General features: G+C 61.0%; 1 protein-coding gene (cut by a window edge). It reads left to right on the top strand.

Annotated features, from left to right (window positions below; translation table 11 throughout):
• Position 1: 1 nt before the first annotated feature.
• Positions 2 to 21,456, top strand: the start of a protein-coding gene (locus tag V8J88_RS11335) for an Ig-like domain-containing protein (RefSeq protein WP_338849642.1). 23,140 nt of this gene lie beyond the right edge of the window; the window shows 21,455 of its 44,595 coding nt (coding positions 1–21,455); its start codon is at positions 2 to 4; the stop codon falls past the right edge of the window.

Here is a 21,456-nt window from a genome sequence, read left to right as displayed (position 1 = left end):
TATGTCAAACGCAAATAACGGGCAAAAGCCGGGCCAGGGCGCTGTTGCTAAGCAGGAAATGCGCAGTGAAGACTTGCAGGCGGCCAGCGCGCTCAAGCCGAGTTTGAAATTTGAGTCTTTGGAAGCGCGCGTGCTGCTTTCGGCGGATGTGAATCCGGCGGCGCTGACGGTAAGCGGGCAATTGCAAGTGCCGGGCGAACAGCAGGCGTATGAATTTGTGATTGAGACGCCGACCCGGGTGGTGTTTGACAGCCTGATCAACCGCAGCGATTTGAGCTGGAAACTGGATGGCGCCAGCGGACAAGTGGCTTCGCGCAATTTCTCCGATACCGATGCCGGGTACACCAGCCCGGCATATTTTTTGCCCGCCGGTAAATACAAATTGACGGTGGACGGGACACAGGATGCGATTGGCGACTTCAGTCTGCGCATGATTGATGCGGACGCGGCGCAGGATGTGCAGCCGGGGCCGGACAGCATCAGCGGCAGTCTGGCGGGCGGCAATAAAACTGCGGTGTACCGCTTTAATGCGACCGCCGAAGGCAGCGTGTTCTTCCAGGCGCAGAGCATGAGCAGCGGCGGCGCGGTGGCGCGCCTCATCGACCCCTTCGGGCGCCAGGTGGGTTCGCAGTTTGATATCCGCAGCAACAGCGGGCCGTTCAAGCTTGGCGCCGCCGGCGCCTATCTGCTCTTGGTCGAAGGCTATAACAGCAACAGCCAGGACGCCAATTTCAGTTTCAAACTGCTGCCGGTGCAAGACAGCCGCAGCAGCTTAAGCCTGGATACCATCGCCAGCGCGCATATCGACGGCTTGGGCAAGACCGCGCGTTTTGATCTGAACTTGAACCAGGCGCAAGACATCAGCATGGATGTGCTGGGCAGCATGAGCGGATTGAAGTGGCGCTTGCTGGATGAGGGCGGCGGCGAAAAAGTATCCTGGCAGGGCCAGGCGCGCTATGACAATATGTACGGCGGCCAAAACTGGCTCAAACTGCAAGCCGGGCGCTATGTGCTGGAAATAAATGGCGATGTCAACACCACGCGCTCGCTGGATTTCCGTTTGTTGTCGCGCGCCGGCGCGCAAAGCGTGGCGCAGGATGGGCGCTTAGAAGGGGCTTTGGACGATGCGCGCGGCAGCAAGCTGTACCGCCTCAACGCGCAAGCCGGGCAAAGTCTGATGGTGGATGTGGAAAACGTCAGCGGCGGCACACTGGGCTGGCGTTTATGGAACGCCTGGGGCCAGCAGCTGGGCGGCACGGGCAATGCGCAAACCGCGCAAGGCCGCATCAGTTTGCCGGAAAGCGGCGACTATTACCTGTTGCTGGAAGGCAGCGATAGCAACGCCGCCACCGCCAGTCTGAGTTACGCCCTGACCCTGCGCCAGCCGCAAGACGGGGTGCATAGCATGTCCCTGGGCGAGGCGCAAAACGGGGCCTTGGAATATGCGGGCCAATGGCGGCACTATGACTTTACGCTGGCAAGCCAGCGCAGTCTGGCGCTGGACGTGTTGAGCGCGCGCAATGATCTGGAATGGCGCGTCAGCGGCCCGCGCGGCGAGGTGATGGCTTTCCGCAACTTCGCCAACAGCGATGATGGCAACGGCAATCCGGTGCTGGCGAATCTGGAAGCCGGCAATTACCGCTTGAGCGTGCGCGGGGTCGGGCGCGCCAGCGGCGCATTTTCGTTTGCCGTGCTGGATCTGTCCCAGGGGATAGCATTAAACACAGGCGTGGCGCAAAGCGGACGCTTGGATCCGGGCAACGCCAGCCAGGTCTATGTGCTGAATGCGCAAGCCGGCGATGAATGGCGTTTTGACAGTCAGCAAGTCAGCGCCGGCAGCGCCAGCTGGCGTTTGCTGGATCCTTTCGGGCGCGAAGTCAGCCGCAATAATCTGGCCAGCGACATCAGCTCGCTCAAATTCAATTTCAGCGGCGCCTATGTGGTGCTGGTGGAAGGCGCTTACAACAACAGCGCAGCGCTGGACTACCGTTTCCAATTTGATTTCATTAAAAACACCCCGCCAGCCGCTTTGCCGGCGGGTGAGGCGATCAGCCTGGGTAATTTAATCAGCGGCAACTTTGCCTCCGGCAGCGAGACCCGGGTCTTGCGTTTCAATCTGGCGCAAGACAGCAGCCTGATCTTTGATGCGCAACTGTTCCAGGGCGGGCAAACCTGGCGCCTGCAAGGGCCGCGCGGTGAAGAAGTGGCGGCGCGCGGCTTGAATGCAAGCGACTCTTCCAATCTGCTGCCGTATTACCGCCTGAGCGCCGGCGATTATGCATTGACCTTGGCCGCCAATGGCTACAACGGCGCGTATGCAATCAAACTCAGCGATGTCAACAGCCTGCCCCTGATCAATCTGGGCCAGCAGCAAAGCGGACAGGAACAGCCCGCCGCTGCGATTCACGCCGTGCGCCTCAACCTGCAAGCCGGGCAAAGCTATGTCTTGCACCGTGCCGGCGTGAATGCTTACACCCGCATGATCGACCCCTTCGGGCGCGAAGTCAGCTTGCCGGACGATGGGCACGACAGCCGCTTTACCGCCGCCCACAGCGGCGAATATGTGTTCATGCTGGATGGCTATTACTGGACTGGCCAGTCTTCCTATAACTACAGCTACCAATGGCGCGCCGAAGAGGTGACGCGGCAGACGCTGCAATTCAATGATTTGCAGCAAGGCGCCTTCAACGGCGGCCATCAAAGCGTGCTGTACAACTTTGAATTAAACCGCGCGCAGCTCTTGATGCTGGACTTTTTGCGCAGCAATGCCGGCAATAGTGTGGTGTGGCGCCTGAAAGGGCCGCAAGGCGATGTGCGCGGCTGGAATAATCTGATTTATACCGACGGCGGCAATCAAAACCAATTCCTGCAATTGGAAGCGGGCCGCTACGAACTGGAGCTGCGCAACTGGAGCGAGACGGCTGGCGACTTCCAGCTGCGGGTCTTGACCGCCCAGGCCGGGGCCGCCTACAACCTGGGCGATGAAGTGCGCGATGTGCTCAATCCTGCCTCGATGAGCCGCTTATACCGCTTCAACGGGCAAAGCGGGCAGCGCATCAATTTCAATGGCATGAATCAGGGCGATTCGCTGCCCTGGCATCTGCTGGGGCCGGATGGCAGATTGATCCGCAGCGGTTACACCCACAGTGACTATAACGACATCGTTTTGCCGCTGAGCGGAGAATACCTGCTGGTGGTGGCCGGCAATTATCAAGACAATGCCGCCAGCCGCAGCTTTGCGCTGCAAGTGGTGGCGCAGCAAATCGTCAGCCACAGCCTGGAATTGAATCAAAACGTGAGCGACAGCATTGCGCAAGCGGGCCAGGTGCATCAATACAACTTCACCCTGGCGCAAGGCGGGCAATGGTTGTTTGACATGGGCAGCAGCGATACCCAATGGAGTTTGCGCGGGCCGCGCGGCGATGAAGTCAGCGCACGTTCATTCAATGATCATCAAGCCAGCCTGCTGGATTTGCCGGCCGGTGAATACAGCTTGATCGTCAAAGGCAATAACAACCAGACCGGCTTGCCTTTCCAATTCCGGGTGCAGCAGGCCAGCGCCGCGCCGCTTTTGCAAGTGGGACAGAGTACCCAAGCGCAGATCGAAGCCGGCCAGCGCAGCCAAATCTGGCGCCTCAGTCTGGCGCAAGCGCAGGAATTGTATTTCACCCCGCTGGGCGATAACCGCAGCGGCTACTGGCGCCTGATTTCAGAGCAGGGCGCAGTGCGCGCCAGCGGCAACCTGTCACGCAGCACGGTGTTCAATCCGGGCGCCGGCAACTACTATCTGGTGCTGGATTCGAGCCAAGCGCAAGCGCTTGACTTCCCCTTTGCGCTGCTGGAAAACCGCGTGCAAAAACAAAGCATGACGCTGGAGCAAACGCTGGCCGGCGCCTTCAGTGTGCGCGGCGAGAGCGTGGAATACAGCTTCACGCTGGATGCGCCGAAAGTGCTGCTGTTTGACAGCTTGCGCAACAATCCGGATATCGAATGGGAATTGCGCGGCCCGCAAGGAGCAATCCGCAGTTGGACCGGCCTGATTGAAACTGAACAAAACAGCTACCAAAGCCGGCTGGAGTTGAATCGCGCCGGGCAATACACCCTGAGTCTGCGCTCGCGCAGCAGCGATACCGGCGAATACGCCTTGCGTTTGCTGGATGTGAGCGCGGCCTTGAGCGGCGCGCCGCAGAATCTGGAAAGCTTGAACGAAATCACGCTGGCCCCCGGTAATGGCGCGCGCCTGATTGCGTTTGACACCACCGGCACAGAGCCGATCAGCTGGTATCAGGAACGCGGCATCGGCGCCAGCTATATGCTGCTGGGTGCGAATGGCCAGGTCGAGATGGATTGGCAGCGCACCCAATATGAGCGGCAATGGAATCTGCCTGTCGGCCGCCATGTGCTGGTGCTGCAAGGCGATTTGAGCAATAACGCCGCCGGCAGCCTGCATGTGCAAGTCGGCGTGGCGCGCAGTCAGACCCGTCCCTTGACCCTGGACACCGTGAGCGGGGCCAGACTGGCCGCCTCGAATGTGGCTGACACCTGGACCTTCAGCCTGAGCCAGTCGCGCCATTTGCTGCTGGATGCGATTGAAGGGCAAAGCATGAACTGGAGCTTGTACCTGGCCAACGGGCAAGCCCTGTTTGAGGGACGCAGCCTGGGCGATGCCCAGACTTTGGAACTGGCCCCGGGCGACTATCAATTTGTGATGCGCGGCGGGAATACCGTGCCGGGCGCCTATCGCTTCGCCTTGCGCGATATGGACGCGGCTGATTTGCCGCGCTTGGGCAGCGTGGCGCAAGAGCGGCCCGGCTTGGTGGCGGGCGGCATGGCCATGTTTGAAACCAGCGGCGCGGCGGGCAAACATTTGATGCTGGACATGCGGGAACTTGATGGCCGTTCCGGGCGCATCTATGTGTATGAGCGCAGCAGCCATCAATTGATCGCCAGCAGCTATTTCGGCCAGGGCCTGGTGGAATGGGACGTGCCGGCTGACGCCGCGCGCAACTACCTGATTGTGCTGGATCAAGGCATGGCGCAAGATGCGCCGATGCGTTACATCGCCAGCGTGCAGGAGCGTTCAGAAACCAACTTCCAGACCACGCTGGGACAGCAACTCAGCGGCGAATTGCAAGCCGGCGGCGCGCAGGTGCACAGCTTCCAATTCAGCGCCGCCAGCCAGCGCTTACTGATGTTGAATCCGGCGCAAGATTTGAGCGGCATCGAATGGCGTTTGCAGCGGGTGGGCGCGCCGGCGGTGGATTGGGAAGTGGCGCAAGACACGATCGAGAACATCATCACCCTGTATCCGGGCGACTATGTGTTGTCGCTGCGCAATCGCGGCGCCGCGACACAACGCTATGACTTCAATTTGCTGGATCTGTCGCAAGCGCCGGCCCTGCCGGCGGGCGGCGTCGCGCTTGACCTGGCGTATGGCAAGACGGCGCAAGTCTGGAAAATCGATCATCAAGGCGGCAGCCGCTTATTGCAACTCTTTGGCGCGCTGGATGCAGAGCAAATGCTCTTGCGCCTGGTGCAAAGCAATGGCGCGGAATATGCGCATATCGCCGGTTCCGGCGAATATGAACTGAGGCAATTAAGCGCCGGCCAATATTATCTGGTGGCGCAAGGGCGCCAAGCGGCAGCGCTGCAAGCAAGCTTGCAGGCCGATTTGCTGCAATATCAAAGCATGAACTTAAACCAGGTGCAGCAAGCGCAATTCGCCGCCGGCCAAAGCACGCTGCGCTTTGCCTTTGCCGGCGAAAGCGCGACCGGCCTGGCCTGGCTGGACGCCTTGCAGGGACAGGGCGATTGGCAATGGCGCTTGCGTTACGCCGGCGGCGGTGAACTGGCTTCCGGCGATTTCCGCGCTGACCAGCAAGGCGTGTTCACTATGCTGGGGACAAACAGCTATGAACTGCTGCTCACCCGCAGCGACGCAAGCCAGGCGCAAAGCGTGCAATTCGCCATGCGCAGCCTGAAGGCAATGAGCAGCGCGGCCCTGACGCGCGACAGTGTGCAACATATTGAGCTTAATCCGGGCAGCGGCGCGGCGCTGTTCCATCTGGACTTGCAAGCCGGCGAGGTGATCAGCCTCGACGTGCAGCACGCCGCCAGCCAGGGCTTGCGCTGGTTCCTGTTGGATGCGCAAGGCGGCAAAGTGCAGGATGCGCGCGACGCCAAGCTGGAAGAATGGAAAGCTGCGCGCGGCGGCCGTTACCAGCTCCTGATCAGCGGCGCCTTGGAGAATGTGGATGCGCTGGCGCTCGATATTGACTATAAGTTTATCCGGCGCGACGACCCGCTGCCGGCGGGCGATGCCCTGACAATCGATCAGCCGCAACAGCTCAGCCTGGCCCCTGGCGCGGAAAAAGTGCTGCGCTTCCATGTGGCGCAAGCCGGCATGTATGCGCTCGGCGGACAGGGACGGGATGGCCGCTATTTCAACTACACCCTGGAGAGTGCGGACGGCGAGCGCTGGAACGATGGCTTTGCCGGCAATCAATTTCTGGGCAATGGCTATTGGCTGGAAGCGGGCGACTACGCCTTGCGCATCCAGGCCGAAAGAGGCGAAGTGGAAGGCGATTCCACCCTCGACTATTACGTGCAAAGCAGCGCGCACAGCGGCGAAGTCAGCGCAGCGGCGCTGGCGGCAGGCGAATTTGAGAGCAGCCCCGGGGTTTCTTTGTACCGCGTACAGCTGGCAGCCGGCAGCCGCTACCAGGTCAGCGCGCCATCCGGGCATTACTGGCAAATCTGGGACAACACGGGCCGCCGTCTGGCGCATGTGCCGAATGGCGAAGGCGAATGGGAGTGGCATAGCGAAGCCGGCGGGGATTACTGGCTGGTGCTGGCGGGCATGCCGGAAGGCGTGGAGCGCGTGCAAGTGCGCTTTGTCGATAGCGCGCCGCACAGCCACAGCTTGAATCTGGGACAGAGCGTGAGCGGCACGCTGGATCAGCGCGGCGCGGCCTACCGCTTTACCCTGGCCACCGATGAGCTGCTGCTGTTGGACGCGCACAAGATTCTCAACCGCGATATTTACTGGAACCTGTACGACAGCCAGGGGCGCGAAGTGCAAAACGGCATGTTGCACGATGGCCGCGCCGAACTGAGCGCCAATCCGCGACTGGCGCTCGGGGCCGGCCAATACACCCTGGTGTTGCAGGGCGATGGCGCCGAATATGAATGGGGCCTGCAGTCATTGCGCAATGCGCCAGCGCTGCCGGCGGATGGCCATATCGAGCAAAGCGTGCACGCCGGTCAGGCGCTGGTATGGAAAATCGAGGCGCAAGCCTTTGACAGCCTGCAATACAAAGCCAACGCGATTGGCGAATTGGAAGGCAGTTGGAGCTTGCTCGATGCGCAAGGGGAGTTGGTGTACGGTTCGTATGATCTGGCAGCAGCGCACTTTGAAAAAGGCCTCAAAGCCGGCCAATACTATCTGGTGTGGGACAGCACCGGCAATCTGCGGCCGATTGAAGCGCGCGTCCCGCCGCAGAGCGCGGCAGCGGCGCCGGGTGAGCAAGGCCAGGCCAGCACCTTGGCGAATGTGCTGGTGAATCTGGACTTTGTGCAGATCGCCGCGCAAGCGCAAGCGCTCACGGCGGGCGTGGCCGTGGCTGGCCAATCCGGCGCCGGCGGCTTGCAATGGTTCACCCTGGCGACTGAGGCGCGCAAACCATATTATCTGGACTTGCGCCAGCCGGGCAGCGTGAATGTGTTGCGCGTGTTTGATGCGCAAGGACAAGAAATCGATGCCGGCGATGGCCTGCACTGGCTGGGCGAAGACGGTCAAAACAAGACCTATCACATTCTGGTGGACAGCGCCGATGTCGGCGCAGCCTTCAGCCTGCAACTGCAAGACATGAGCCAGGCCGGCGCGCTGCAAAATGGCGCACAACAATTCAGCGTCGAAAACGGGGCCAGCCAGGCCTGGCGCGTGGAGCTGACAGCGGGACAGATTCTGGAGTATGCGCCGCAGCAGTCCGGCCAGGGGCAATGGCGTTTGTTCGGCGCGCAAGGGGCCCCGCTGGGCGACTGGCGCGCAGGCGACCAGGCCGCCAGCGTCAACAATCTGGCCGCCGGGACGTATTGGCTGGTGTGGGACGCCGATTGGGTGGATGGGCAAAGCGGCGCGCGCGAAATCAGCTTTGGGCTGACGGTGCAAGAGGCGCCGGCATTGCAAGTGGACACGCCTTTGCCAATCGCGCTGGCGCGCGGCGGCATGGCGGAATACCGTTTCACGCTGGCGCAAAACGAGACGTTGTGGATGGATTTCCGCGCCTACAGTGGCTATGTGTCGCTGAATTTGCTGGATGCGCAAGGCGTCTCCGTTTGGCGCGGCGCAAGCGGCGACTGGGACCACGCGCTGGAATTGGCGGCGGGTGAATACCGTTTGCAAGCCAGCAGCGAAGGCGAAGGCGCGCAAGACGCCAATAATTTGACACTGCAGGCGCACAGCCTGCGCAATGCGGCCGCTTTGGCGGCGGATGGCAATCTGTCCGGCACGCTGGAAGCCGGCAGCGCGCTGCTGGCGAAGTTTGAAGTCAGCCAGCCGCAATTCATGCGCTATGTGGCGCAAAACACGCCGGCGAATGGCTCCTGGAGCCTGTTGGATGCGCGCGGCGAGCGCCTGTTTGACTGGCGCAACGGCAGCGATAACAGCGATTCGCCCATGCTGTTGCCGGGCAGCTACTACATCGTGTGGGACGCATCGCCAGACCATGGCGGGGCGCTCAGCGTCGCGCTCACCGCGCAAGCGCTGGAGCGTGTTGCGCCGGGCCAGGAAAACCAAGGCGAGCTGGATTCCGGCGCGCAGCACAACTTGCTGCTCGACATCAGCGCCGACGGTCTGTATCTGTTTGACAATATCAAGCCAAGCCGCTACACGGGCTGGCAGTTGAGCAGCTTAAGCGGCGAGGAAATCGGCAGCGGCAATCTGAACTTTGACGCCAAAGCGCTGCATTTGCGCGCCGGCCAATATCTGCTGCGCCTGCAAGGCAATGGCGAAGGCAGCGTCAGCTATCAATTCCAATGGCAAGCCTTGAACCAGAGCGTGAGCGCGCTGCAAACCGATGGCCAGGCGCAAACCGTCAATGTGCGCGATGCGCGCGCGCTGGCCTTGCGCCTGCACGCGCAAGCCGGCCAGCAATTCCGTCTGGCCGGGGTGAGCGACAGCCCCTTCCCCTTGCGCAGCGTGTTGCTGGACGCGCAAGGGCAAGTGGTGCAAGACTGGGACGAGGCCAGCCGCGCCATGCGCCGCGATCTGGCGGCAGGCGATTATTGGCTGGTGTTTGATTCGGATCATCTGGGGCGCGAAGGCGGCAGCGGCGACATCACCCTGCAAGCGCAACTGCGCAGCCCGCTTGTGTTGCAAGACCTGCAAATCGGACAGGCGGTGCAAGGGCAAACCGACGCCTATGGCCGTCTGGGCTACCGCTTCACCCTGACGCAAGGCAAATCGCTCTTACTCGACGGCCTGGCCGGGGCGGATTTGAACTGGCAGCTGTTGGATGCGCAAGGCGTCAATCGTGGCAGCGGCGTCTTGTTTGACGCCAGCCTGCTGGATCTGGCCGCCGGCGAATACACCCTCTTGCTGCAAAGCGCCGATGAAACGCAGGTCAGCGGCGAGATCAGCCTTGCGCTGCAAGATTGGCAAGCGCAGGCGCAAGCCAGCGCCGGCGGCGCGCTGTCGGCCAATCTGAGCGCAGGCCAAAGCCAGGCATGGCGCGTGAGCGTGGAGCAAGGCGGCAGCGTGCGTTACGCCGGCCCGCAAAACGCCCCCGCCGGGGCCTGGCGCATTGTGAATGCGCAAGGCGAACGTCTGGCCGGCGGCAATCTGCAAAGCGCAGGGCAGGCCGCAGGTTTGGCGGCGGGCGATTACTATTTGCTGCTGGACGCCGCACCGGGCGTCGCCGCCGCCTTTGCATTTGAACTGCAGATCGCCGGCCAGCCGCCCGCCATTCCGCTGGTGCTGGGGGCGCAGACCGAAGCGCAATTTGACGCCAGCGGCCTGCTGCGCTACAGCTTCAGCGCTGACGCCGCCGGCTTGTATTGGCTGCAGCAAAGCGCCGGGGTCGAGGTCAACTGGCGCTTGCGCGATGCGCAAGGCGCGCTGATCACGCAAGGCAAGCTGGGACAGATGCAACAACCCTTGCAACTGGGCGCGCAAGGCGCGTATGTGCTGGAATTGGAGGCGCAAGGGGCGCAGGCGCAAAGCGCCAGCTTCACGCTGCAAACCTTGAGCGCCTATGCGCAAAATCTGCCGCTGGGGCAGATGGTCAACGCCGACCTGGGCAATCAAGCGCTGGCCTGGCGTTTTAACGCAATGGCGGGCGACGGCTTCCAATACAAAGCCGGCAATCTGAGCAATAACAACACGCGCGCCAATGCGCAATTGATCGCGCGCAGCGCGTTCGGGATTGGCCCTTCGCCGGATGTGGCCAACCCCGCACTGCCGCGCGTGCAAATCAATGGCCTGCACAATCTGACGCAAGACTTTGATTTTTACGCTGTTGACCTGGTGCAGGGCGAAACCCTGACGCTGGACGTGGATTACATCGACATGGACACCATGTTGTGGGTGTATGACAGCGATGGCGTGCAAGTCGCCGCGAATGACGATTCCAATACCTCTGATGGCGGCGCCGGCAGCACCAGCGGGGTGAATTCTTTCCTGAATTACACCGCCACCCGCAGCGGACGCTACTATTTCGCTTTCACGCAATATCCGCAAAATCCGCAAAACACTCAGCCGGGCGGCACGCCGACCGGCACAAGCTATGTGATTCAGGCCAGCATTGCGCCGGTGGCGGCTTCCAGCGGTTTTGGCGCTGCGCCCAGCGTGGTGCAAGACATCGAATCCAGCACAGCAGCCGGCGCCAGCCAATGGCGTTTGTACTCTGCGCTTGGGCAATTGATCGCCAGCGGTAACGGCAATGCCGACGGGGTGATGCAAACTTTAAGCGAAGAAGGCGATTACTTCCTGCTGGTGGGCCGCAGCACGCCCGGCACAGAACCCTTGCAAGCTTCCTTCAACGCGAATCTGCGCTTGAGCCGCAATGTATTGCAAACAAATCAGCTGCTGAGCGCGCAGATTCCGGCGATGGGACAGAGCAACTACGCCTTGCACCTGGATCAGGGCGAGGTGCTGGTGTTTGACGGCATGGTGAATGACGCCAACTTCAGCTGGAGCCTGCGCGGCCCGGACGGGGTGGTGTTTGAAGGGCAATTCAGCAATGCGCGCGACCAGCTCAGACATCTGGCCGCTGGCGACTACATGCTCAGCATCAAGAGCCGCTACAACAGCGAGCGCAGCGTGAATTTTGCGGCCTGGACGGCATCCCAGGCCAGCGCCTTGACGCCGGGCGCGCAAAGCGGCAGCGTCAATCCGGGCACGGCCAGCCGCCTGCTGGGCTTTGAGGCGCATGCGGGCGATGTCTTCATGCTGGAAAACCTTTCTTTCTATGGCGATGTGCGGGTGTTTGACAGCACCGGGCGACTGCTGACGCTGCGCGAACAATCCGGCCTGCGCTTGCTCGATATCGCCGCCGACGGCCACTACACCCTGTGGCTGGAAGGCAATATCAACGCCGGCAATAGTGCGCGCAATTACAGCTTCACCTGGCGTCAGCCGACGATGTTGAGCACAGAGCTGGCGCAAAATCTGACGCTGCAGGCGGGCGAATGGCAAACCATGCGCTTATCGGTGGACAGTCTGCAATTCTTCGCCTTTGACAGTTTGAGCGGCAACGCCAATTTGCAATGGCGCCTGGATGGCCCGAACGGCGCCGTGTTTGACAACTGGATGAACAGCAACAGCCGTGACGCGCTGCAAATGCTGGCCGCCGGCGAGTATCTGCTGACCGTGCGCAACACCAGCAACAGCGCGCAAAACGGCGCCATGCGCATCTGGCGCGGCAGCGAAGCGCAAGCCCTGGTCTCGGGCCAGCGCGTGGAAGACGTGCTGGCAGTGGCGAATGGCATGCGGCTCTACAGCCTGAGCGCGCAAGCCGGCGACAAATATTATTTTGACAGCCTGCCAACCAACCCGGCCGCCACCGGGATTTACTGGCGTCTGATTGACGCCTCCGGACGCACCATATTTGACGCCAGCCAAGCCTGGTATAACTACGGCGGTTACGATCAGGAGCCGGCGCAATTCCAGCAAAGCGGAACCTATTATCTGGTGCTGGAAGGCTTGAACAATGACAGCCAGGTCAACCGCAAATACGCCTTCACCAGCTGGCTGATTCCGCAACATGACCCGATCCAGCTCGACAGTCTGCAAGTCAAGCCGGCCCCGGATCTGTTCTTAAACGATCTGCGCATCACCCCGTCCGAAGGGGTGGAAACCGGGCAGAGCGTGGAAGTGGCGTGGACGGTGGAAAACCGGGGCGTGCTGCGCGCCGCTGGCAACTGGAATGACCGCCTGGTGGTGCGCAATCTGGACACCGGCGCCACTATCGCCAACATCAGCCTGGCCCACATCGAGAGCGAAGAAGGGGCGATTGAGGTGGGGCAATCCTTAAACCGCCGCTACACCCTGCGCCTGCCGGATGGCGCGGCAGGCGCGGGCCGCCTGGCCGTTTCGCTCACCACCGACGCTGACAATGTGCTCAAAGAGTACAACGCCAACGGCACAGCGGAAGGGAATAACAGCGCACTGCGCGAAATCCGCGTGGCGCTGGCGCAATACGCCGATTTGCAAGTCGACAATGTGGCGCTGCAAGCCGATGGCCCGCTGGTGGCCGGGCAAGTGGTGAATATCAATTGGAGCACCGTCAACCGGGGCGGCAAAGAAATCACCCAGCCGTTCAGCGAAAAAGTGCAAATCTGGAACACCCTGGCCAATCAGCTGGTGGTGGAAGGCAGTTTGCGCGATCTGCTCGAAGGCGGGCCGTTCGCCGCCGGCGCCAGCCGTGGCCGCAGCCTGCAACTGAGCTGGCCGGGCGGCAATTTGTCCACCGGCCAATTCCAGCTGCGCATCCTGGTTGACAGCGGCGCCGAAGTGGCCGAAGCGAATGCGCAAGGGACAGGCGAGAGCAATAATCAGGGACAGCAGAACTTCGCCAGCGGGCCGGATCTGCAAGTGCGCAATTTGCGCATCAGCGATGGCGTGGCGCAAGCCGGCGCGCGCTTGACGATTACCTGGGAAGATGTGAATGCCGGCGCGGTGGCCACCCCGCTGGCCTATACCGACCGGGTGGTGGTGCGCAATAAACGCAGCGGAGAAAAACTGCTGGACGCCAGCGTCGCCTTTGAGCGCGACCGTTTGCTGGAAGCCGGCGCCAGCGCTGAGCGCAGCTTCAGCTTCACCCTGCCGGAAGGTTTGCGCGGCACAGGCGAAATCGAAGTCACGGTGGAAGCGGATATGAACAGCGCCGGGCTTGGCCTGTTGTATGAGGCGAATCTGACGCAAGATGCGGAAAGCAATAACAGCCTGAATCTGAGCGTGATTGCCGCCGCCAAGCAATATGCCGACTTGAAAGTGGAGATGTTAAGCGTGGCCGCGACTGCGGTTTCAGGCGGCATGCTGGATGTGCAATGGCGCGTCAAAAACCAGGGCCAGGAGAGCGCGCCCGGGGCTTGGAGCGATCAGGTGGTGTTAAGCCGCGACAATATCATCGGCAATGACGATGATGTGGTGCTGGGCGTGCTGCGTCACCAAGGACAATTACTGAGCGGCGAGGCGTATGATGCGCGCGCCAGCTTACGCCTGCCGGCGCGTTTGAACGGCGTGTATTACATCGGCGTCAAGAGCGATATCCTGCGCGAAGTGAGCGAACCGGATACGCGCGCTGACAACCAGGCCATTTCCAGTGCGCTGACGGTCAGTCCGGCCAATGCCGACTTGCAAGTGCAAGTCACGCTGGCCCCGGAAACGGCCCCGGCAGGCCGTCCGACCCGGATTGAATGGCGCGTGGAAAACAAGGGAACCGTGGCTGCCGATGCGAATATCTGGGTTGATCAAGTCTGGTTGAGCAATAGCCAGACCTTGGGCAATGACGCCGTGTTGTTAGGCTCGCTGACCCATATCGGCGCGCTGGAAAAAGACGGCCAATACCTGGCCGCATTGGATGTGATGCTGCCGCGCGATAAAACCGGAACCTTCTGGATCATCGTCAAAACCGATGCGCAAGGCGTGTTGTACGAACCGGATGCGTTGCGCAACAACGTCGCCGCCGCCGCCAACGCCACCCAAATCAGCGCCGAACCCAAGGCCAATTTGCAAGTGGAGCAGGTGGACGCGCCGGACGTGTGGCGCTTAGGCAGCCCGCTGGAGTTGCGTTACAGCGTGAAAAACAGCGGCAATGACCCGCTGGCGGCGAATGTCACCGACCGCTTGCTGTTGGTCAACCCGGACAATCCGCAGCAAAGCATCCATTTGGGCGATGTCAGCGCGCTGCGCAATGTCGCGCCTGGCGCCAGTTATGAAGGCGTATTGCGCATCAATGCGCCGCTGACCGATGTGGCCGGCTGGCGCTTGCAAGTGCAAAGCGATATCCATAACGCCGTGCGTGAACTGGACGAGGGCGATAACAGCGCAAACAAGAGCGTGCGCTTGATCCATCCGGACGTGATGGTGGGCGAATTGCAAGTTGAAGGCGTGTTGCAAGGCGGCGAAAGCGTCAGCGTGCGCTGGCTTACCAAAAACCTGGGCGAAGATGGCGCCAGCGAGGTCAAGGAAGCGATTTATCTGGCCCGAAACGGCGTGCTGGACGCCAGCGCGCTGAAACTGGCGGAATACACCCACAGTGCGATTGCCGGCGGTCAGGAGTCCGCCGCGCAAGTGCAAATCATGCTGCCGGCGGATGCCCAGGGCGTGTATAGCCTGGTGGTGGTGACAGACTTGAACCGCGTGCTGATCGAAGGGCCGGCAGGCGAAGCGAATAACCAAAGCGTGCGCGAAATCAATGTGGCGCAAGATGCGTATGCTGATCTGGAAGTGCAAAACCTGCAGGTTCCAGCCCAGATTATCGATGATCCGGCTTTGGTGCGGATTGAGTTTGATGTGCGCAATGTCGGCAGCGGCCCGGGCCGCGTCAGCGCCTGGACTGATCTGGTGCTGTTCTCCAAAGACGATATTGTCGGCAATAGCGATGACGTGGTGTTAGGCCAGATCCGGCGCGAAGGCGCCTTGGCTGCCGGTGAGTTTTACCACGTCAGCCTGGAAAAACTGATGCCGCCGGAATTCAGCGCGCGCGGCAAGATCTTTGTGCGCGCCGACAGCCGCAATGAGGTATGGGAAAACCAGGCCGAAGCGAATAATACGAAGCATAGCGCGCTGGACATCATCAAACGCCAGTATGCTGACTTGAAAGTCGAATCGGTATCGGTGCAGGGCGATGCCAAATCCGGCAAGGCGGTGACTTTGAACTGGACCGTGAAGAACCAGGGCATCGGGATTACCGATGTGCCGGGCTGGTATGACCAGGTGTGGCTGGCGCGCGATCCAATGGGACGCAATCGCGAGACATATTTTGGCGGCTTCATGCATTTTGGTCATGTGGCGCCGGGCGATGCCTACACCCGCAGCGTGAGTCTGGTCTTGCCGGAAGGCTTGACCGGCGAATTTTATCTGGTGGTGCGAACCAGCGGGCCGTATGAATTTGTGTACGATGAAGACGGCAGCAATATCAATAGCGTGCCGCTGACCATCACCTTGTCCGATGCGCCGGATCTGGTGGTGGACTCGATCACCGCGCCGCTCACGGCGAAAGAGGGCGATCTGGTGTCGCTCAGCTGGAGCGTGAAAAACCAGGGCGATGTGCGCGCCGCAGGCAGCTGGACTGACCGCTTGCTGTTAGAGCCGGTAAACGGCGGGCAAGCGATTTTGATCGGCAATTTTGTGTATGACCGTGGCCTGGACGCCGGCAAGACCTACACCCGCACCGAGCAATTCAAACTGCCGGCGCGCCTGCAGGGCGCTTACCGTTTGCGCGTGATCACCAATGCCAATCTGGGCACGCAAGACCCAAGCCAGGTGTATGAAAGCGGGGCAGGGCGCAATAATAATGCGCGGCAGGCAGACAATCTGAGCGAGATCAGCCTGCTGCCGCGTCCGGACTTGCAAGTATCGAGCGTGATTCCACCGGAACGCGTGATCGCCGGCGGCTCCGCCACCGTCAAATACACGGTCAAGAATATGGGGCCGGTGGCCACCAGCGGGCGCTGGAAAGAACGCGTCTATCTGTCCCTCGATGGAAGCTTGAGCGGGGACGATATCCTGGTGGGCGAATTTGACAGCGCCGGCGCGCTGGAGCCGGGCGCGCCGGGCTACACCAATGAAAGCGTGAATCTGAACATCCCGATCCGCTTCCGTGGCGATGCCTATCTGATCGTGCAAACCGACAGCAATAACACGATAGACGAATACCCGAACGAGCAAAACAATATCCGCGCCGCCAAATTCTATGTTGAGCCGGTGCCGTTTGCCGATCTGGTGACCTCCAATCTGGTGGCCCCGGATCAGGTCACGCATGGCAATACGGTGGACATCAGCTACACCGTGACCAATCGCGGCAGCGCGATCACCCGCAGCGACCAGAGCGGGCCGCTGGGCTGGACCGACACCATCTGGTTAGCGCGCGACCGCACCCGGCCGGGTGCGCATAAAGGCGATATCCTGTTAAGCAGCGTGCAGCGCAGCGGCGCTTTGGCGGTGGGTGAAGACTATCGCAACACCGTCAAGGTGGCGATACCGGACAATGTGTTGTCGGGCCAATATTTCTTCACAGTGTGGAGCGATGCATACGACGGCGTGCTGGAAGACACCGGCTCCGCCTGGATCAACCCGGATGATCCGAACCAGATCGACAACAACAACTACAAAGCGCGCCCGGTGTCGGTGCTGGGCATCACGCCGCCGGATCTCTCAGTGGTCAAAGTGGAAGGCCTGGCGCAGGCGCGCGCCGGCGAAGCCTTCAGCTTCAGCTACACCGTGCAAAACATGGGGGATGGATTTGAGGGCGAATGGACCGACAAGGTGTACATCACCGACAATCCGGATCTGAGCAAAGCCACCACTACCTGGGAAGTGGGTTCATTCTTGCAAAAACGCACCCTCGCCACCTATGAAAAATATGTGGTGGCGCAAAGCGTCACCCTGGCCCCCTCGGTGCACGGGCGTTATCTGGTGGTGCAAAGCGATTTTGCGCGCACCGTGCGCGACACCGACCGCAATAATAATCAGCGCACTGCGGATACGAATGTCACGCGCGCCTACTCTGATCTGGTGGTGACGGCGGTCAGCGGCAAACCGGAAAATTTCTCTGGTGAGGAAAGTGAAATCACCTTCACTGTCACCAATCAAGGCGCGCCGGTGTGGGCCGGCACGCGCGGCTGGGTCGATTCGGTATGGATCAGCCGTGATCCGGAATTTATCGCCAACCGCGCCAGCCGCTTCGGCGCCGTGGTGCACACCAATAACACCGGCTTGAATAGCGGCGAAAGCTACACCGTCTCGCTCAAAGGCAAGTTGCCGACCGGCGCCAATGGCAAGTATTACATCCATGTGATTACAGACAGTGAGCACTATGTCAAAACCCTGTCCGCTGAAGTTGGCGAGCGTGTGCAACAGGAAGCCAGCGAAAAAGAAACCAATAGCACGGCTTTGGAGCTGTATCAGACCAGCGTGTTTGAAGAGCTTGCCAAGCGCGCCAATAATATCGGCCATGGCAGCTTGAACATCACCTATCGCGAAGCGGATTTGCAGGTTGATGAAATCACCCTGTCCAATCCGAATCCGGTTTCCGGCGAGGTGATTACGGTGAGCTGGAAAGTCACCAATCGCGGCGAACGCGCCACCCGCACCAATGGCTGGCTGGATGGCATCTACCTGTCACGCGATGCGACGCTGGATGAGGGCGATTATCCGCTGGTGGATCGCGGCGAGGAAATTGAACGTTTGACACGCACCCGCATCACCGCCTTGGACTTGCGCGACGAACAAGGGCGGCCGCGCAATCTGCAACCGGGCGAGTCCTACACCAATAGCGCCACCTTCCGTTTGCCGGAATCGATCCAGGGCGACTTCAAGCTGATCGTCAAAGCCGACACCAATGTGATTCGCGACCTGTATCCGGATGGCGTAATCAGCACCGTGCGCGAAGACTTGCCGGTGTTGAGCACCGAAGGCCCGAATCTGGTCGAAGAATTCCGCGATGAAGGCAATAACATCAAAGATATCGCGCTGCCGATCACCCTGGCCACACCGCCGGACTTGCAAGTGGCCAGCGTCAAAGCGCAAGCGATTTCCGTCGAAACCCCGGCCGGCCATGTGGTGGCGGGACAGAGTATGCGGATTGAATACACCGTCATCAACCAGGGCGGGGCCACCCCGTCTGACCAGCAAAACTGGTATGACATGGTGTATCTGTCAAAAGACCGCTTCCTGGATGTCAAGCAAGACCGCTATCTGGGCTATGTCTCACACACTGGCGGCTTAGGCGCCGGCAAAGACTACACCAGCGTCTTGAACGTGAATGTGCCGCGCGACCTGGACGGCCCCTACTATGTGTTTGTGGTGACCGATCCGGTGCGCGCCTGGGGCGGCGGCGACTTTGGCCAGGTGCGTGAATTCGGCAAAGAATTCAATAACGCCACAGCGCTTGAGCAACCCATGATTATCGACGTGCCGCCGCCGGCGGACTTGCAGGTAATCGACGTCAAATTGCCGGCTGCCGCCAAAGCCGGCGATGAAGTGGAAATCGAATTCACGATCAAAAACGCATCCGACAACACCGCTTACGGGCGCTGGACCGATGCAATTTATTTGTCCGCCGACAACAGCTGGGATTTGAGCGACAAACTGATCGGCAAACTCGACCACAGCGGCGACATCGGCAAAGACGGGACATACGTTGGCAAATTCAAAGTCAAAATGCCGGTCATCAAAGACGGCCAATGGCGCGTCATCGTGCGCCCCGACCTGTACAACGAAGTGTATGAAGGGCCGATTATCTATGATGAAAACGGCTTGAATCTGCCGCCGGGCGAAGCGAATAACCGCGTCGCCTCCGCCGCCAGCATGCGCATTGAGGTGCCGACCCTGACGGTCGCTCAGACGGTGGATGGCAGCTTTGACACCGCGATCGGGCGCATTTACAAAGTCAGCGTAGCCGAGGGCGAAACCCTGCGCGTGGCCCTGAGCGCCGCCGATGAAAACGGCGCCAATGAAGTGTATGTGCGCTATGGCGATGTGCCGACCGGCTACGCCTATGACGCGGCGTATAGCAATCCGGTGGCGGCGAACCAGCAAGCGCTGATCGGCTCGACCAAGGCGGGCGACTATTACATTCTGGTGAAAGCGCGCAAAGGGGTGCAAAACCCGACTTACCAGCTGCGCGCCGACCTCCTGCCGCTGGCCATCACCAAGGTTACGCCGGATCATGGCGGGGTGGGCGACGCCAACCACCGCTGGGTCACGTTTGACATCGAAGGCGCACGCTTCAAACCGGGCGCCCTGGTCAAACTCTCCCGTCCCGGCGTGTTTGAAATTGAACCGGCGCGCTGGCAAGTGCTGGATGCGACCCGCATCCGCGCCGTATTTGATCTGCGCGGCGTGCCCTTCGGCCTGTATGACGTGGTAGTCGCCAACCCGGATGGCCAGCGCGTCACCGAAGCCTACCGTTACCTGGTCGAGCGCATGGTGGAGCCGGATGTCAACATCGGCATCGGCGGCCCGCGCACCCTGGAGCCGGGCGACGCCGGGATTTACAGCGTCGGCCTGCAAAACCTCACCAACGTCGATCTGCCGTATGTGCGCTTTGACATTGGCGCGACGAATATGGGCTTGAGCCAATATGTGCTGGAAGGCTTGAACCTGCCCTTTGTGCTGTTCGGCAGCAATGTCGCCGGTTTGCCGGATGGCAAGATTGTTGAAGCATCCGGCAACACCCAGCGTTTCGGCCCGACGCCGACCAATGGCACAACGCGGCGCGATATCCCATGGGCTTCGCTGGATGGCGTGAATGTGCGGCCGGACACCGGCTATTTACTGGCCCCCGGCTATGCGCTTGATCTGGCCGGCGGCGGTTATGCCGGCATGAGCTTTTTGATCCAAACCTATCCGGGCTTGAAAGAGTGGCTGAATTACGACTTTGAAGGCTTGCGCGCCAAGCTCTACCTGACCCATCCGCAATGGAAAGAACAGGGCTTGCTCGATGGCGGAGTACAGGACCTTAACAAAATCCAGCCGGGCTTGGCCAAGCGCTTCCTCTCGCGTGAACCGGAAGAGCACATCAGCAAAGAAGAAGCGCTGGCGATGCCCTTCCGCTTCAATATCGCCGGCGCTGCCACGCCGCTGACGCGCGCCGAATTCGTGGCCGAGCAAAGCCGCCATGCGCAGGCCTTGCGTCAGGCGATTCTGGCCGACGCCAGCGCACCGGCGAATCTGGCCGTGCTGGCCGCCGATGAGGCGCAGTGGGTCAAAGGCTGGTTAGCCGCCTTGGAAGAGGCCGGCTTATTGCGCGCCGAAGAGCAGGCCCCGCCGGTGCGCAATGATCAAAAAGTGATCAGCCTGCACGCCACCCTGGCTTCCGGCATCTTGCTGGGCCGTGGCGGCGACAGCTACACCACCCAGGCCAGTTTGCTGGATTTCTTCGCCAAGGTGCAGACCTGGTATGGCGACACTGCGAAATTCTCGGGCGACCCGGCTGGCGCAAAAGCGCCGATTGAATATGTCGAAACCCGCGAAGACAACCAAGGCACGTATGTGGAAGTGCCGGTGCCGGGCATGTTGGATCCGGCCAAGCTGAATCAAGGCGCCAAATCGCCAACCCGCTTTATCAACTTCAATGTGTTCGCCGGCGGCCGCAGCGAATTGGAATACCTGCGCCACATCGGCTTGCTGGACCAGGAATTCAAACCCTTGCCGGAAAAAGGGCTGAACCTGACCCAATATTTGCAGCGCGCCGCAGCGCAACAGGCGGCCTCCAAGGCCACAATCGCCGTGCGCGGGCCGCAAGGGGCGGGCAATGTCGAAGGCGGCGGCTATCTGCCGGCGAATGTCGATTTGCCTTTCTCGATCAGCTTTAATAATCCGGGCACGCGCGCGGCAGGCGAAGTCCGTCTGGTGAGCCAGCTCGACGCCGGTTTCGATGCGCGCAGTCTGCGTCTGGGCGACATCAAAGTGGGCGACATCAACATCCACCTGCCGGCGGATCGCGCCAACTTCCAGGGCGACTTTGACTTTACCGCCAGCAAAGGCTTTATTCTGCGCGTATCCGCCGGGGTGGATGCGCAAACCCGCATCGCCACCTGGCTCTTGCAAGCGATTGACCCGGATTCGGGCGAAGTGCTGCGCGACGCCCTGCGCGGCTTGCTGGGCGAAGATGGCGCGCGCGGCGGTTTCGCCAGCTACACCATCCGCACCTCGGAATATGCGCAAAGCAACGCCAGCGTGACAGCCGGCGCACGCATTCTGATTGACGATGCGCCGCCCGCCGACGC

Origin of the sequence: Massilia sp. W12, assembly GCF_037300705.1 — a bacterium.
In the GTDB taxonomy this organism is placed as follows: domain Bacteria; phylum Pseudomonadota; class Gammaproteobacteria; order Burkholderiales; family Burkholderiaceae_D; genus JACPVY01.
The sequence above is the reverse complement of the archived record's forward strand: the minus strand, read 5'-3'. Positions and strand labels throughout refer to the sequence as shown.